At 70.6% G+C, this 15,963-nt stretch carries 15 protein-coding genes; 8 read left to right on the top strand and 7 right to left on the bottom strand.

Annotated elements, in window-relative coordinates; translation table 11 throughout:
* Positions 1 to 26: 26 nt before the first annotated feature.
* From AB5J56_RS11475 to AB5J56_RS11465, 3 genes are all read left to right on the top strand, one after another.
* Entirely contained in the window at positions 27 to 1,235 is a 1,209-nt protein-coding gene (locus AB5J56_RS11475; protein WP_369232588.1) for a S8 family peptidase, read from the top strand.
* A gap of 71 nt (positions 1,236 to 1,306) precedes the next feature.
* Positions 1,307 to 1,852: a DUF1697 domain-containing protein gene (locus AB5J56_RS11470; protein ID WP_369232587.1), complete on the top strand. Its 546-nt coding sequence runs from the start codon at positions 1,307 to 1,309 to the stop codon at positions 1,850 to 1,852.
* Positions 1,845 to 2,219, top strand: coding sequence for a DUF4440 domain-containing protein (locus tag AB5J56_RS11465; protein WP_369232586.1), 375 nt, complete (start codon positions 1,845 to 1,847; stop codon positions 2,217 to 2,219). The genes AB5J56_RS11470 and AB5J56_RS11465 overlap by 8 nt, the downstream gene beginning before the upstream one ends.
* Here AB5J56_RS11465 and AB5J56_RS11460 read toward each other — a convergent pair.
* Positions 2,200 to 3,057: a transglutaminase-like domain-containing protein gene (locus tag AB5J56_RS11460; protein ID WP_369232585.1), complete on the bottom strand. Its 858-nt coding sequence runs from the start codon at positions 3,055 to 3,057 to the stop codon at positions 2,200 to 2,202. The two genes, AB5J56_RS11465 and AB5J56_RS11460, sit on opposite strands and share 20 nt — an antisense overlap.
* Positions 3,058 to 3,340: 283 nt before the next feature.
* Between AB5J56_RS11460 and AB5J56_RS11455 the strand changes: the two genes are divergently transcribed.
* The 4 genes from AB5J56_RS11455 (at position 3,341) to AB5J56_RS11440 (ending at position 8,512) form a co-directional block, all read left to right on the top strand.
* The gene (locus tag AB5J56_RS11455) at positions 3,341 to 4,417 is read left to right on the top strand and encodes a ketopantoate reductase family protein (RefSeq protein WP_369232584.1); all 1,077 of its coding nucleotides are present in this window, start codon (positions 3,341 to 3,343) and stop codon (positions 4,415 to 4,417) included.
* A gap of 10 nt (positions 4,418 to 4,427) precedes the next feature.
* Positions 4,428 to 5,036, top strand: a complete 609-nt coding sequence (locus AB5J56_RS11450) for a TIGR03086 family metal-binding protein (protein ID WP_369232583.1) — start codon at positions 4,428 to 4,430, stop codon at positions 5,034 to 5,036.
* A 55-nt stretch (positions 5,037 to 5,091) separates the two neighbouring features.
* The gene (locus AB5J56_RS11445; protein ID WP_369232582.1) at positions 5,092 to 5,721 is read left to right on the top strand and encodes a DsbA family protein; all 630 of its coding nucleotides are present in this window, start codon (positions 5,092 to 5,094) and stop codon (positions 5,719 to 5,721) included.
* Positions 5,722 to 5,899: 178 nt separating this feature from the next.
* Entirely contained in the window at positions 5,900 to 8,512 is a 2,613-nt protein-coding gene (locus tag AB5J56_RS11440) for a fibronectin type III domain-containing protein (RefSeq protein WP_369232581.1), read from the top strand.
* Here the strand turns inward: AB5J56_RS11440 and AB5J56_RS11435 are convergent.
* Positions 8,509 to 9,774: an MFS transporter gene (locus AB5J56_RS11435; RefSeq protein WP_369232580.1), complete on the bottom strand. Its 1,266-nt coding sequence runs from the start codon at positions 9,772 to 9,774 to the stop codon at positions 8,509 to 8,511. The two genes, AB5J56_RS11440 and AB5J56_RS11435, sit on opposite strands and share 4 nt — an antisense overlap.
* A gap of 56 nt (positions 9,775 to 9,830) precedes the next feature.
* Here AB5J56_RS11435 and AB5J56_RS11430 point away from each other — a divergent pair, with 56 nt between their 5' ends.
* The gene (locus tag AB5J56_RS11430) at positions 9,831 to 10,817 is read left to right on the top strand and encodes an ArsR family transcriptional regulator (protein ID WP_369232579.1); all 987 of its coding nucleotides are present in this window, start codon (positions 9,831 to 9,833) and stop codon (positions 10,815 to 10,817) included.
* Between the two features lie 20 nt (positions 10,818 to 10,837).
* Here AB5J56_RS11430 and AB5J56_RS11425 read toward each other — a convergent pair whose 3' ends face one another.
* From AB5J56_RS11425 to AB5J56_RS11405, 5 genes are all read right to left on the bottom strand, one after another.
* Entirely contained in the window at positions 10,838 to 11,575 is a 738-nt protein-coding gene (locus AB5J56_RS11425) for a sirohydrochlorin chelatase (RefSeq protein ID WP_369232578.1), read from the bottom strand.
* A 6-nt stretch (positions 11,576 to 11,581) separates the two neighbouring features.
* On the bottom strand, positions 11,582 to 12,484 hold the full coding sequence (locus tag AB5J56_RS11420) for an ABC transporter permease (protein WP_369232577.1): 903 nt from the start codon (positions 12,482 to 12,484) through the stop codon (positions 11,582 to 11,584).
* Complete coding sequence (locus AB5J56_RS11415) at positions 12,471 to 13,259, bottom strand: ABC transporter ATP-binding protein (RefSeq protein ID WP_369232576.1); 789 nt, start codon at positions 13,257 to 13,259, stop codon at positions 12,471 to 12,473. The genes AB5J56_RS11420 and AB5J56_RS11415 overlap by 14 nt, the downstream gene beginning before the upstream one ends.
* 36 nt (positions 13,260 to 13,295) lie before the next feature.
* On the bottom strand, positions 13,296 to 14,408 hold the full coding sequence (locus AB5J56_RS11410; RefSeq protein ID WP_369232575.1) for an aliphatic sulfonate ABC transporter substrate-binding protein: 1,113 nt from the start codon (positions 14,406 to 14,408) through the stop codon (positions 13,296 to 13,298).
* A 226-nt stretch (positions 14,409 to 14,634) separates the two neighbouring features.
* A complete protein-coding gene (locus tag AB5J56_RS11405) occupies positions 14,635 to 15,963 on the bottom strand; it encodes a sulfate adenylyltransferase subunit 1 (protein WP_369232574.1) in 1,329 nt (442 codons plus the stop codon).

Below are 15,963 nucleotides of genomic sequence, written 5' to 3'. Positions count from 1 at the left end.
AAATCACCACGAGGAGACCCCTCTTCATGGCAACACACAAGCGTGCCCGCAGGATGAAGCTCACCGCGGCCATAGCCACCACCGCCACCGCGGTGGGCGTGACCGTCATCGCCATCTCCACCGCCGGAGCCTCCGCCCCGGCCGAGGGCAAGGTCTACGGACTCGACGCCAAGGGCGCCGTGTCCGGCAGTTACATCGTCCTGCTCGACGAGAAGACGAGCAGGAGCGCCAAGCAGGACCTCGCCCAGGAGTACGGCGGCGATCTCAAGCGCGCCTACTCCTCCGCGGTCAACGGCTTCTCCGCCTCCGGCCTTTCGGAGACCGAGGCCAAGCGGCTGGCCGCCGATCCGTCCGTCGCCAAGGTCGTCCAGAACAAGAAGTTCCACATCGACGCCACCCAGGACAACCCGCCGTCGTGGGGCCTGGACCGCATCGACCAGGCCGACACCGCGGGCGACGGGAAGTACACCTACCCCGACAGCGCCGGCGAGGGCGTCACCGCGTACGTCATCGACACCGGAGTCCGCACCAGCCACAGCGACTTCGGCGGCCGGGCCTCGTCCGGCTTCGACGCCATCGACAACGACGACAACGCGGACGACGGCAACGGACACGGCACCCACGTCGCCGGCACCATCGCGGGAACGGCGCACGGCGTCGCCAAGAAGGCGAAGATCGTCGCCGTCCGCGTGCTCGACAACTCCGGCTCGGGCACCACCGAGCAGGTCGTCGCGGGCATCGACTGGGTCACCGCCCACCACTCGGGCCCGTCGGTCGCCAACATGTCGCTCGGCGGCGGCGTGGACGAGGCCCTCGACACCGCGGTGAAGAAGGCCATCGCCTCCGGCGTCACCTTCGCCGTCGCGGCCGGCAACGAGAGCGCGGACGCGAGCACCAGCTCCCCGGCCCGCGTCCCCGAGGCCCTCACCGTCGCCTCCTCCACCAAGGACGACCAGCAGTCGGACTTCTCCAACTTCGGCGCGGGCGTGGACATCTACGCCCCCGGCTCGGACATCACCTCCGACTGGAACACCTCCGACTCGGCCACCAACACCATCTCCGGTACGTCGATGGCGACCCCGCACGTCACGGGCGCCGCCGCCGTCTACCTCGCGGGCCACCCCGACGCCACCCCGGCCCAGGTCGCCGAGGCGCTCACCGGCGGCGCGAACGCCGACAAGATCTCCAACCCGTCGGCGGGCACGCCGAACAAGCTCCTGAAGATCGTCGAGTAGCGCCGACACCAACAGACCGCGGCCGTCGTGCCCACCCCCACGGGGCACGACGGCCGCCTTATGGTGTCCGGATGACGATGTATGCGGCGCTGCTGCGCGGGATCAACGTGGGCGGCAGCAAGAAGGTGCCGATGGCCGAGCTGCGCACGCTGCTGGAGAGCCTCGGGTACGACTCCGTGGCCACCTATCTGCAGAGCGGCAACGCCGTCTTCGGCACCGACCACGGCGACGAGGACTCCCTCGCCGCGGAGTTGGAGCAGGCCATCGAGAAGCAGTTCGGCTTCGCCGTCAGCGTGCTCGTACGCGACCACGCCTACCTGAAGGCGGTACGCGAGGCGTGCCCGTTCCCGGCCGCCGAACTCGAGGCCAAGCAGCTGCACGTCACCTACTTCTCCGCGCCCGTCGACGCCGAGCGGTTCGCCACCGTCGACCCGGCCGCCTTCGCCCCCGAGGAGTTCCGCCTCGGCGACCGCGAGATGTATCTCTACGCCCCCGACGGCCTCGGCCGCTCCAAGCTGGCGGTGGCCCTGTCGAAGCCCCGGCTGCTGAAGGGCGTCGTCGCCACCACCCGCAACTGGAACACCGTCGTCAAGCTGGAGGAGCTGACCGGTGTCTGAGCACAACCCCGCCGTCGAGGCCGCCATCGAGGGCGAACTGCGCCTCCTCGACCCGGAGATCCGCCGCTCGCCCGAGCAGGTCGGGGCGCTCCTGCACCCCGACTTCTTCGAGTTCGGCGCCTCGGGCCGACGCTGGGACCGCGCCTCGATCGTCGCCTCCCTCGCCGCGACCACCGCACCCGGCGCCCGGGCCGGCATCACCTCCCACATGAAGGGCGTCCAACTGGCCCCCGACCTCGTCCACCTCACCTTCGACACGGACAACAACGGCCGCCGCGCACACCGGAGTTCACTGTGGCGGCGTACGGGGGAGGGGTGGCTGCTGTACTTCCACCAAGGGACGCTGTTCAGCCCTGGGGAAGCGTGACGCTGCGCAGGCCGAGATAGGTCGTGTTCGAGAGGATCTCGCGCGGTACGGCCAGCCGCGGGTCCGCGTGGAGGCGGCGGATGTCCTCGGGCGCGCGGGCCGCGGCCACGGCGTCGATGAGCGCGAAGTCGTCCTCGGTGAGCGAGTCGTAGCGCTGCAGGCCCGCCAGCCCCCATCCGTCCCACGGCAGCGGCTCCGTGCCGTTCAGTGCGGCGAGGTCCAGCACCACACTGTTGAGCACGAGCCACATCCCGCGCAGGCCGTCCGCGACCCACACCCCGAACGTCTCCGGGTCGGCCTCCCCGGCCCGGCACGCCCGCCATGCCTGGCCCGCCACGACGAAACGGTCCCTCGGTACGTCCAGCGGGTCGAAGGGTACGTCGTAGTGGCCGCCGTACACCTGCGGGTCGATCAGCCGCCAACTTCCGTCCGGCAGACGGTATTCGGTGACCCAGTGGTCGTCGTGGAATCCCTCTACGAAGTAGGTGGCGTAGCCGCCGCGGATGCGGGCCGGTGTTCCTGTCGCCCGCAGCAGCGAGCACAGCAGCAGGGCGAAGTCCCGGCAGGTGCCGACGAAGCGGTGGTCGGGGGTGCGGGGGTGGGGGAGCGGGGTGTCCGAGCGCTCCCTCAGGAGGCGGAGCAGTCCCGCTGTGTACCGGGTTTCGGCGTCCTCGTGGAGGCGCTGCGGAGGGATCTCCCATCCGAAGCGGTCGCCCTCGAGGCGGTGGATGATCAACCCCCTTACCAGGGCGGTCAGTTGGCCCGGGTCTCGCGGGAGATCGCCGGTGTCGAGGTCGCCGGGGTCGCTGTACGGGCTCTGCTTCAGGTAGAGGTCCATGGCGGCGAGGCTGGGGTCTGCCCTTGGGGGAAGGTCAACGGGGTGATGTCCCTACGGGGTTTCGCCCCCTCCGCCCCTGCCCTTCCCGTGTCCTGGGGGCTGCGCCCCCTTTCCCCCTGCATCGCGCTGACGCGCTCGTCCTCAAACGCCGGACGGGCTGGATATAGCCCCTCCGGCGTTTGAGGAGCGGAGGTTCGGGGGCGGAGCCCCCGAGGACGGGTCGGGTAGGGGCGGAGGGGGCGAAAACCCGTGGTCGGTACACCCGCCGTGCGAGGCTGGCCGTATGCGCTACATCATCATCGGGGCAGGCGCCGTAGGCGGAGCAATAGGTGGCCGTCTGGCCGGGGCCGGGCACGACGTCGTGCTGGTCGCGCGCGGCGCGCAGTACGCCGCGCTGCGCGACGGAGGCCTACGGTTCAGGACGCCGGACGGCGAGCACACACACCACCTCCCGGTGGTGGACGGACCAGCCGCGCTGGGCGAACTGCGCACCGACGACGTACTGGTACTGGCAGTCAAGACCCAGCACAGCGAGGCAGCCCTGGACACCTGGGCCCCGGCACCGGTGGCGGGCGGCACCCGCACCGCCGCCGAGCAACTGCCCCTCGTCTGCGCCCAGAACGGCGTGGAGAGCCAGCGCCTCGCGCTACGCCGCTTCCGCCGCGTGTACGGCGTCTGCGTCTGGCTGCCCGCCACGTTCGTGGAGCCGGGCGTCGTGTCCGCGGCCGGCGCCCCCCTCACCGGCATCCTGCACATCGGCCGCTTCCCGCACGGCACGGACGGGACGGACGGGACGGACGGGACGGACGGGACGGCCCGCCGTATCGCCGCGGATCTGGAGAGCTCCCGCTTCGAGGCGCCGGTCGTGCCCGACGTGACGCGCTGGCAGTACGCCAAGCTGCTCGGCAACCTCGCGAACTCGATCGAGGCGGTCAGCGGGGTGCTCACCAGCGAGGAGGGCCTGAAGCTCTACGAGCGGGTGCGCGCCGAGGGCGAGGCCGTACTCGCCGCGGCCGGGATCGCGTACGCGAGCGAGGAGGAGCAGAAGGAGGCCCGGGGCGACAAGATCCGGTTCGAGCCGTTCGACGGTTCCCAGCGCGGCGCGGGCTCCTCCTGGCAGTCCCTCAACCGCGGCACCGGCACCATCGAGGCCGATTACCTCAACGGCGAGATCGTGCTCCTCGGCAGGCTGCACGGCGTACCGACCCCGCTGAACGAGCTGCTCCAGCGCCTCGCGAACGCCTTCGCGCGCGAGCGCAGGGAGGCGGGATCGATGCCGGTCGCGGAACTCGTCCGCTTCGCCGACGAGGCTGCCGAGCCTGTCGCGTTTGTTCAAGAGGACCGGGCGCGGCGCTCCTAGCCTGGAACGCATGAACAACGCGTACAAGAACGCACATCCGTACATGGTGGAATGCGCAGCCGAGGCCGCCCGGGTGGCCCGCGGGGTCACGGCGGCGCAGCTGTCCGAGCCCACGCACTGCGGGGACTGGGACGTCCGCACTCTGGTGAACCACTGGGTCCTCTACACCTCGCACGGCCTGGAGCACCGCGCGCTGCGCAAGACGCTCCCGGAGGAGCTGACCGGACACGACTTCACGGCCGACCCGGACTGGGCGCAGGCGTACGCCGATCAGCTCGACCGCGCCGTCGCCGCCTGGGACGACCCGGCGGTGTGGGAGGGCGAGATCGACCTCGGCATGGCGAAGATGCCCGCCGCTGAGATCGCCTCGATGGTGGTGAAGGAGATGGCGGTCCACGGCTGGGACGTGGCCACGGCCACCGGCCAGGAGTTCCGCGTCTCGGACGCCGCCGCCCGCTTCGTCCGGGACGTGGTCGAGACGCACGCCGAGCTCTACCGGCAGTACGACGGCTTCGCCGACCCGGTGCCCGTACCCGACGACGCGCCCGTGTTCGAGCGTGCGCTGGCGGCGAGCGGACGGGACCCGCGACAGGCGGCTGTGGGGAAAGTGGACCACTGAATGACCATTCAATTGGACCGGGATTCTGTGCCATTCGGCGACTAGTGTCGAAGCCATGACGCATGCCGAGCCCACCGGATCACCCACCCGTGTCGACTTCTACTTCGACCCCGCCTGCCCCTTCGCCTGGATCACCTCCCGCTGGATCCTGGAGGTCGAGCGCAAGCGCCCGCTCGACCTCCGTTTCCACCCGATGAGCCTGTATCTGCACAACATCGGCAATGAACTCCCGGACTGGTACCGGGAGTTGGTCGACAAGTCGATCGGCCCGGTGCGGGTCGCCGTGGCCGCCGCCGAGCAGTACGGCACCAAGGTGCTGCGTGACCTGTACACGGCCTTCGGCACCCGTATCCACGAGCGGAAGACCGAGGACTTCGACGCGGTGATCGCCGAGTCGCTCGCCGAGGTCGGCCTCCCGGCCGAACTCGCCGCCGCGGCCCACGACTCCGCGTACGACGAGGCCGTACGCCGCAGTCACGACGCGGGCAAGGAGCCCGACTCGGACGGCTACGTGGGAACACCCACCATCCATGTCGACGGAACGGTGTGGTTCGGCCCCGTGCTGCGGGCCATCCCGCGCGGCGACAAGGCGGCGGAACTCTTCGACAGCTTCCGGGTGCTGGCCGCGCACCCCGACTTCTTCGAGCTGAAGCGGACGCGCACCGGAGGGCTGTCCTTCGACTGAACCCCGGCCAGCGATCTGAACGCTGATCGGATGAATTAAGAGAATTAAGGCGCCCGATGCCTCAGTTGCGCGCCATTCGTCGACGTTCTCGCCGCTTCCCTGTCCGATTCATTGACGGTGACCCTTCAGTGCTCCTACCTTTCCGGGATTGGGTACGGCTGATCCCATGGGAGGGAACATGCCCACGCGCCGAAGAGCCGCCGTGATCGCCCTGGTCTCCACGCTGCTGGCCCTGGGGGTCCCCGGCGCCGAGACCGCGACCGGGGCCTCCACATCCTCCGACCTCTATGTGTCCCCGTCCGGGGACGACCACGCGAACGGCACCGCCCCGCACCCCGTACGCACACTGGAACGCGCCCGCGACCTGGCCCGGGACCGCGTCGCCGAACTGAACGGCGACCTCACCGTCCACCTCGCCTCCGGCACCTACCGCCGTTCGAAGCCGCTCGTCCTCGATGCCAGGGACTCGGGCGCGAACGGGCACAAGGTCGTGTGGCAGGGCACCGGGAACACCGTCATCAGCGGCGGCCGCAAGGTCGCCGGCTGGCAGCAGGTCGAGGGCCGCCCCGGCCTCTGGTCGGCCCCCGCGCCCCAAGGGCTCACCGACACACGGCAGTTGTACGTCGACGGGGTGCGCGCCCAGCGGGCGCGCGGCGCCGTGCCCGTCACCCTCACCCAGACCGCCACCGGGTACACGGCGTCCTCCGACGCCCTCGCGCGCTGGAAGCACCCCGCCGACGCCGAGTTCGTCTACACCAGCGGTGAGGCCCTGTGGAACATCGAGCGCAACGGCCTCGGCCAGTGGACCGAGCCGCGCTGCCGTATCGCCGCCGCCGAGGGCACCACGATCACGATGGCCCAGCCGTGCTGGGACAACTCCAACAAGCGCGTGGAGTTTCCCGACATCCCCGGCCGGACGGTCAGCATGGTCGGGCCGGGCCATCTCACCAACAGCGGCAGGGCGACGTACATCGAGAACGCCTACGAACTCCTGGACCAGCCCGGCGAGTGGTACCTCGACCGCACCGCGCACCGTGTCTACTACCTGCCGCGCAAGGGCGAGAGCCTGGCCAGCGCGGACGTCGAGGCGGCGCAGGCCGAGAAGCTGGTCGACGGACGGGGGACCGCCTCCGCACCCGTCCGCGACATCGCCTTCCGCGGGCTGCAGTTCAGCTACGCCACCTGGCTCACGCCGTCACGGCCCGAGGGCTTCTCCGAGATCCAGGCGGGTTACACCATCACCGGGGAGAAGGGCTGGGCGACGCAGGGGCTGTGCCAGTACGTCGAGGGCGGCACCTGCCCGTTCGCGTCCTGGACCAAGATGCCGGGCAATGTGTCGTTCGCGTACGGGCAGCGCATCGGGTTCAGTGACGACGTCTTCGCGCATCTGGGCGCCTCCGGCCTCGACCTGGGTACCGGTTCCAAGGACTCGACCGTCGACGGCACCATCTTCACCGACATCTCCGGCAACGGCCTGGAGATCGGCGGAGTCGACGGCCAAACCCCCGCGTCCGGTGTGCAGGTGACGAACAATCACCTCTACGGTCTGCCCCGGGAGTTCCACGGCGGCGTCGCGATCCTCAACGGTCACACCCAGCACAACACCATCGCCCACAACCAGATCGACCACGTCGGCTACAGCGCGATCTCCCTGGGCTGGGGCGGCTGGCCCGACAAGATCGGCGACCCGGCGACGCCCAACCCCAGCCACGACAACGCCGTCCGCGACAACCTGATCTTCGACTACATGCAGATGCTCGACGACGGCGGCGGCATCTACACCCAGGGACTCACCGGCACCTCGATGGCCGACGGCGAGAAGGTCACCGGGAATGTCATCCACGACCAGTGGGGCCTGGGCAAGAGCGTCTACACCGACAACGGCTGCACCTACGAGACCGTCGAGGGCAACGTCCTCTACAACGCCGCCTATGCCAACGTCGCCTCCCGCCACACCGACTACCGCGACGACCTCGGCAACAACGACCCGACCCTCGTCAAGGACAACTGGTGGGAGGAGGGCACGTCCGACGGCGACAACAAGGGCCTGGTGACCAGCGGCAACAAGATCATGACGGGGATCTCCGACGTACCGTCAGAGATCATCGGCAGTGCGGGACTTGAGCCCGCGCATCGCAGACTGCTGGATCGAGCGGTCGGTGCCGAAGCCGCCCCTGAGGCGCCCTCCCGCGTCGGCACGAGCACGGCGGGCACCGGCTCGCTGTACGTCACCTTCAACCCGAGCTTCGTGGACGGCGGTTCGCAGGTGACGGGGTACACGGCGCGCGCCTACGACGCCTCCGGCCGACAGGTCGGCGAACAGGCCGTCACCGCCGCCGAGTTCAGGCGCACCGCGCTCGTCCGTATCGGCGGGCTCCCCTCGTCCGGCGGCCCCTTCACGGTCACCGTCACCGCGAGCAACGCCCACGGCACCAGTGCCCCGTCGCTCGCCTCGCTCCCGCTGACCCCCACCGCCGTGAGCGCGCTGCCCGGCGCACCCACAAGTCCCAAGCTCCGTAAGGCATCCGCCGCGGCCACCGTCGCCTGGACCCCGCCGACGGCGACAGGGGACGCCGAGGTCGTCGGCTACCGCGTCACCGTCTCCGACGGCCGTGACCCGATCGAGGTCGGAGGCCGGGACGTCCTTGTCGGCCAGCCCTCGGCGAAGGGAATGTTCCGGGTCGTCGGCGGTCTGCGGCCCGCCACCGCGTACACCGTCACGATCGCGGCCGTCACAGCGGCGGGCACCGGACCGGCAGTCACCGTCACGGCCACCACCAAGTCCGCCTAGGAGGCGGCCGGTTCGCCGCGCCACGCGTCCCGCTGTGCCCACCGCACGGCGGGACGCATGGCGAGACCCGCGACCGCGAACAGGACGCCGAGCAGAGCCCAGCCCGCCGAACCGTGCCGGATCGCCGTCACCGTGACCAGCGCCGGTCCCGCCATCATGCCCGCGGACATGCCCGAGCCGAAGACACCCTGGTAGACGCCATGGGCGCGGGCGTCGGCGAGTTCGTAGCCGAGCGTCCAGGCCCCGGCCGCCGACAGCACCTCGGCGAAGACATGCACCACCGAGCCCGCCGTCAGGGCCACCACCGCCCACACCGGGGACAGGCCCGCCGACAGGGCGTACACCGCGCAGGCGACGGCGAGCAGCAGTCCCGACCAGCCCATCGCCCGTACGGCGCTGGGCACTTGGGAGGCGTGCCGGGCCACTCGCACCTGGAGCAGCGCGACCAGGGCGCAGTTCACGATCATCAGCAGGGCCGCCGCCCAGCGCGGCGCGTCGGTCCGTTCCACGATCCACAGGGGCAACCCGACTTCGAGGAGCGTGTAGTGCACGACCAGGACCGCGTTCAGCACGGTCACCGCCAGATAGGGCAGATCGCGCACCGCACGCCAGCGGCTCCCGGCGGGCCCCTCGGGCTCGGCGGCCCGGTCCACGACATGCGCGGCGAGCGGCAGCGCCCGCACCATCAGCGCGGGCGCCGCGAAGGATGCCGCGTTCACCAGGATGACCACCACATACGCGCCGCGGGTGTCGATCTGCAGCGCCACCGCACCGCACGCCCCGCCCACGCCCATCGCCACGTTGACGATCATCCGCAGATAGGCGCGCGCCTCGACCCGGCTCGCGACGGGCAGCACCTCCGCGTACACCGCCCCCATGACGCCCCGGCTCGCCATCATCAGCCCGGTCACACAGACCACCGCGACCAGGAAGCCCGCGTACGAAGTGACCAGCGTGTACGCGGCGGTCGCGAGCCCGCAGCCGCCCCACAGCAGTGCCCCCACCCGGCGGGCGCCCCACCGGTCCGCGGCCCGCCCGGCCGGTACCCCCGCCGCCACCCCGACCAGGCCCGCCACCGTCATGCCGAGGCCCACCGAGGTCGTGTCGAGCCCGACGATCCGGGTGAAGTACAGGACGCCCAGCGGGAAGAACAGGCCGTTGCCGAAGGCGTTGAAGAGAGTGAGGACGGTCAGCCTGCGCAGCGCGGGCTCGACGGGCAGCAGCCCGCCGGCCCGGGTGACGGGTTGGTCGGTGAGTGTCATGCACCCAGCCAAACCCTGATGCGCCCGCCCCCGACAATGATTTAGCGTGGCGCTCAATGATCGAGTTCCGGTTCGCGATCGGCGACCTCGCCGACACCTCCTTCGCCTACTCGCCGCTGCAGGAGGCGGCGTTCTCGCTGCGCTGCCTGCACGACCCGGCCCGCTACCCGCACCACCGGCCGTGGCTGCGCCGCATCCGCCCCCGCCTGGACGACCTCGACGGCGAGCTGCTCACCGCCCTGATCGCTCCGTGGCTGTGGGTGCCGGATTTCCTCACCCCGCGCCCCGAACGGGCCCGCCCCACGTTCGCCGACCAGCTCGCACAGCTGCGCGCCACCCCACCGGACGTCGTGATCGCCGACTTCCGCGCCACCTACCGGACCGAGGAAGCGCTGCCGCCCCTCGTCGCCCGGGGACTTGCCCGGCCCGAGGCCTTCCTCGCCCGGCTCGCGGACGCGCTCGACGCCTACTGGCACACCTGTCTCGCCGCCGACTGGTGGCCGCGGGTGCAGAGCATCCTGGAGGCCGATCTCGCCCACCACGGGCGGGTGTTGGCGGAGCAGGGCGCGGCAGGGCTGTTCCCCCGACTCGACCACCGGCTCAGCTGGACGGGCAACGGCCTGCAGTTGTCCACCGATGACTTCACGGTCATGGCTCCGTGGACCGACATCAGCATCGACGGGCGCGGCCTGGTACTGCTGCCGACGATGTTCGCCCGCGGCGCCCAGCCCCTGATCGATCCCTCACATCCGCCGACGCTGATCTATCCGGCCCGCGGCCGCGGCACCCTCTCCGAGGGCCCGCCCCCGGTCACCGACCGCACCCTCGTCCGTCTGCTCGGCCGGGCCCGCGCCCGCCTGCTGCTTCTGCTCGCCGAACCCGCCTCCACCACCGAACTGGCCCACCGCCTCGACGTCACACCCGGCGCGGTCAGCCAGCACCTCGCCGTCCTCCACGACGCCGGGTTGCTCAGCCGCACCCGCAGCGGCCGGATCGTGCGGTACGCGCGTACGCCGCTGGGGGACGAACTCTGCAGGCCTTAGAGCCTGTGTGTCACATCCTCTTACGCACCGAGCGCCGCCAGCGCGGGCACCCGCGCCGCGTCGTACCGCTCCAGCAGCACCCGCGCCACCTCCGGCGCGGGCCCCAGCACATCGGCCAGTACGTCCGCCTCCGCCGCGCCCCGTGCGATGCGGTCCGGCAGGAAGCCGGGCGCGAGGACATAGGGGGATACGGCGACCCGGGCGCATCCGAGGGCGCGCAGCTCGCGCACGGCGTCCTCGGTGCGCGGAAGGGAAGCGGAGGCGAACGCAGGCCGCACGGCGCACCAACCGGTGTGCCGCCACTCCCGCGCGATGTCAGCGATCACTGCGATCGCCTCCGGGTCGGTGGACCCCGCCGAGGCCAGCACGACCCCGGTCGAGGACTTGTCGGCGGGGGTCAACCCCGCCTCGTACAACCGCCGTTCGAGCGCGGTCGTGAGCAGCGGCGAGGGGCCGAGGACCTCTGCCTGCCGGATGCGCAGCCGCGGCGGCGCGTCCCGCAGCACCGCCGGGATGTCGGCCTTCGCGTGGAAGGCGCGGGTCAGCAGCAACGGCAGCGCCACCACGTCCCGTACACCCTGCGCCGCCAGCGAATCCAACACCCCGTTCACCGAAGGGATGTTGAAGTCCAGGAAGCCGGTCTCCACGCGCATCCCGGGCCGCAGCGCCCGCACTCGCCGTACGAGAGCGTGCACCGTCGCGGCGTGCCGCGGGTCGCGGCTGCCGTGGGCGATGACGAGAAGGACCGGGGCGGGCATGGGAGTTCAGCTCTTCACGAGGAGGCCGCGCGTGCGCAGCACCCACCGCTCGACCGGGCTGAAGATCAGCAGGTCGATGGCGATGCCGACGAACAGGATGAGGAAGATGGCCAGGAAGACCATGGACATGGAGCTGGCGGTGCGGCCGTTCTCCAGCAACTGGCCGAGGCCGACGCCCAGTTCCGGAGAGGACGCGATGATCTCCGCCGCCATCAGTGAGCGCCAGGAGAACGCCCAGCCCTGCTTCAGACCCGCGACGTAACCGGGCAGGGACGCCGGCAGGACGATGTGCCAGGTGCCGCGCAGGCCCGTGGCCCCCATCGTCCGGCCCGCCCGCAGGAACAACGGGGGCACCTGGTCGACGCCCGACACCAGGCCGTTGGCGATCGACGGGACGGCGCCGAGCAGGATCACCGCGTACATCATGGAGGGTTCCAGGCCCAGCCAGATGACGGCCGGCGGTACCCACGCCACCGACGGCAGCGACTGGAGGCCCGACAGGATCGGACCGATCGCCGCGCGCACGAACTTCACCCGGGCCACCACCAGACCCAGCGGGGTACCGATGGCGAGCGCCAGCAGGAAGCCCAGCAGGCCCCGCTCGACACTGGTCCAGACGTAGCCGAGCAGCTTGCCTTCCAGCCAGGCGGCCTTGAGCTCGCCCCACACGTCCGCCGGTGAGGGCAGCTTGCTCGGGTCGTCGACGACCTTGAAGGTGATCAGCGCCTGCCACACCAGCCCCACCAGCGCGATGGCGACGAGAGGGGGCAGGATCTTCTGGACGAAGGTCTGCCGGAACGGCGTGCGCCCCGTCTGGACCGTCTCCAGCGCGTCGAGGCCGGCCTCCAGACCGGCCATGTCCTGGCCGTTTTTGCCGGTCGCGTCGGCCTTGGTCTCAGTGCTGGCCATGGCGGCGGATCTCCCCACGCAGTTGTTCGGTGATCTCGACGGACAGCTCCGCCACGGCGGCGTCCTCGATGCGGCGCGGCTGCGGAATGTCCACGGTCCACTCGTGCGCGATCCGCCCCGGGCGGGAGGAGAGCAGCACCACCCGCTCGGCGAGCCGCACCGCCTCGCGCACGTTGTGCGTGACGAAGAGGACCGACAGCTTCGTCTCGCGCCAGATCCGGGTCAGTTCGTCGTGCAGTACGTCCCGGGTGATCGCGTCGAGCGCGGCGAACGGCTCGTCCATCAGCAGCAGTCCGCTGTCCTGGGCGAGCGCCCGGGCCATCGCCACCCGCTGGCGCATACCGCCGGACAGCTCGTGCACGCGCTTGCCGTACGCGCCCTTCAGCCGGACGAGTTCGAGGAGTTCCTCGGCCCGGTCGCGGCGCTCCGACTTCGCCACGCCCCGCAGCCGCAGGGCGAGTTCGATGTTCTTGCCCGCGGTCAGCCACGGGAAGAGGGCGTGCTCCTGGAACATCAGGGCCGGGCGGCCGTGGGTGCTGATGCTGCCCGCACTCGGCCGGTCGAGCCCGGCGACCAGGTTCAGCAGCGTCGACTTGCCGCAGCCCGAGGCCCCCAGGAGGGTGACGAACTCGCCCGGTGCGACATCGAGGGTGATGTCGTCGAGGACGAGCTGCTGCCCGGCGGGTCCGGCGAAGGACTTCGAGACGTGCTCGATCCGTGCGGCGTGCTCCACCGACGTCGTGGCGTCGGCGGCCTTGGCGAAGGTTGTTGCCATGGTCGTCACCTCCTGGGAACTCATCGGTGTGCCGGGTTACTTGGCGCCGAGACCGGCGTCGGTGACCGTGCTCTCGCCCGCGGCCTTGAGGACCTTGTTGAGCAGGGTCAGGTCGTAGATCCCGTTCAGGTCGGGCTTGTCGAGGAGACCGGCCTTGACCGCGTGTGCCGCCTCGGTGTTGAGGGTGGAGGCCAGCGGGTCGTTGGTGATCTGGATGGACTTCCAGGCCGGGTCCAGCACGCCGGCCGGCAGTTCCTTGCCGGAGTCCGTCTTGAGCTGGGCGTTCGCGGCGGCCTTCGCCTCGTCCGGGTTGGCGTTGATCCACTTGTTGGTCTCGACGGAGCCCTTGAGGACGGCCTCGACGACCTTCGGGTGGGCCTTGAGGAACTTCTGCGACACGATGATGTTAGTGATCACGAACTTCTTGTCGGGCCACAGGGTCGACTCGTCGAGCAGCACCTTGCCGCCCTCGGCGACCAGCTTGGACGCGGTCGGCTCCGGCACCCAGGCGCCGTCGATGGAGCCGGACTTGTAGGCGTCCGGGGTGATCTTGTTGTCCGTGCGGACGACCGAGACGTCGCCCTTGCCGCTCTCCGCGTCGACCTTCCAGCCCTGCTCCGCGGCCCAGTTGAGGAACGCGACGTCCTGTGTGTTGCCGAGCTGCGGGGTCGCGATCTTCTTGCCCTTGACGTCCTTGAGGGACTTGATCTTCTTCGGGTTCACCACGAGCTTCACGCCGCCGGACGCCGAGCCGCCGATGATGCGCAGGTTCTTGCCGGCGGACTTGGTGTAGCCGTTGATCGCCGGGGAGGGGCCGATCCAGCCGATGTCGATCGAGTCGGAGTTCAGCGCCTCGATCTCGGAGGGGCCGGCGTTGAAGATCGAGTACTTGGCCTCGGTGGCGCCGAGCTCCTTCTGGAAGAAGCCCTTCTGGTTGCCGACCAGCGCCGTGGCGTGGGTGAGGTTGCCGAAGTAGCCGATCTTCACGGTGTCGAGACCGTCGATCTTCTTCGACCCGGCGGCGACCTTCGCCTTCGTGTCGTCCTTGGCCTCGGAGCCGTAGCTGCAGGCGGCGAGGACGAGCAGGGGCAGGGCTGCTATGACGGCGAGGCCGCGGCGTACGGCGGTGGAGCGGAGCGTGGCAGGCACGGGAGGGGTTCCTCTCGTTGGCCCGGCGGTCACGGTTTTCTCAGGCCGTGGCCGGGAGGTCGGCAGGTCTTCGTTTACGCAGGCGGTGGGGGGCGTGGGCGCGCAGGCGGTGCGCGTACGTCATCACGCACATCGCGCGACCCCGCCCTGCCCGCTGCCGAGGGCGCCGCTGCCGACGCGGCCGCCCTCCTTCGCGAACGTGGAGTAGAAGTCGGTGGAGTTCATGTCAGAAGTCCCACCCGTCGTCGTCGCCCTCGTCCTTCACCGGCTCCGGAGAGGCGAAGGACTCGCCGACCATGCCCGCGGTCAGGGTGGTGCCGTCGGCCGGGTCGATCAGGATGAACGAGCCGGTGCGGCGGGAGTCGGCGTACGCGTCGACCGGCAGCGGCTCGGCCGTGCGGATCTTGACGCGGCCGATGTCGTTGGCGACCAGCTGCCCGGGGTGCGGGTGCAGCGACAGGTCGTCGAGGGTCAGCCGGGACGGGATGTCCTTGACGATCGCCTTGACCGTGCGGGTGCCGTGCTTGAGCAGCACCCGGTGGCCGACGGTCAGCGGGGCGTCGGCGACGTGGCAGACGGTCGCCTCGACGTCCTGCGTGGTCGGCGGGGCGTCCTTGCTGGGCACGATCAGATCGCCGCGCGAGATGTCGATGTCGTCCTCCAGGAGAACGGTCACCGACTGCGTGGTCCAGGCGACGTCGACCGGCTCGCCGAGCAGGTCGATACCGGCGATCTTCGACGCGTGGCCGGAGGGCAGGACCGTCACGGACTCACCGACGCGGAAGGAACCGGCGGCGATCTGGCCCGCGTAGCCCCGGTAGTCCGGGTGCTCGGCGGTCTGCGGCCGGATCACGTACTGCACGGGAAGGCGGGCGTGGCAGTGGCTCAGGTCGTGGGTGACCGGAACCGTCTCCAGGTGCTCCAGGACGGTCGGGCCGCCGTACCAGTCCATGTTCGCGGACGGGTCGACCACGTTGTCCCCGGCGAGTGCCGAGATCGGGATCGCGGTGACCTCCGGGACGCCCAGTTCGAGCGCGTACGCCGTGAACTCCTCGGCGATCGCGGCGAAGACCGACTCCTTGTAGTCGACCAGGTCCATCTTGTTCACGGCGAGGACGACGTGCGGGACACGCAGCAGCGCCGCGAGGGCGGCATGCCGGCGGGTCTGCTCGACCACACCGTTGCGGGCGTCGATCAGGATCACCGTCAGCTCGGCCGTGGAGGCACCCGTCACCATGTTGCGGGTGTACTGCACGTGGCCGGGGGTGTCGGCGAGGATGAAGCGGCGCTTGGGGGTGGCGAAGTAGCGGTAGGCGACGTCGATGGTGATGCCCTGCTCGCGCTCGGCGCGCAGGCCGTCGGTGAGCAGCGCGAGGTCGGGGCCCTCGGCGCCGCGGCCGGCCGAAGCCCGTTCCACGGCCTCCAGTTGGTCGGTGAGGATCGACTTGGAGTCGTGCAGCAGGCGACCGACGAGGGTGGACTTGCCGTCGTCGACGGAGCCGGCGGTGGCGAACCGCAGGAGTGTGGTCTCGGAGAGTTCCGTGGTGGTGCTCAT

Origin of the sequence: Streptomyces sp. R21 (assembly GCF_041051975.1) — a bacterium.
Classification (GTDB): Bacteria; Actinomycetota; Actinomycetes; order Streptomycetales; family Streptomycetaceae; genus Streptomyces.
This window is presented reverse-complemented; position numbering and strand designations above follow the sequence as displayed.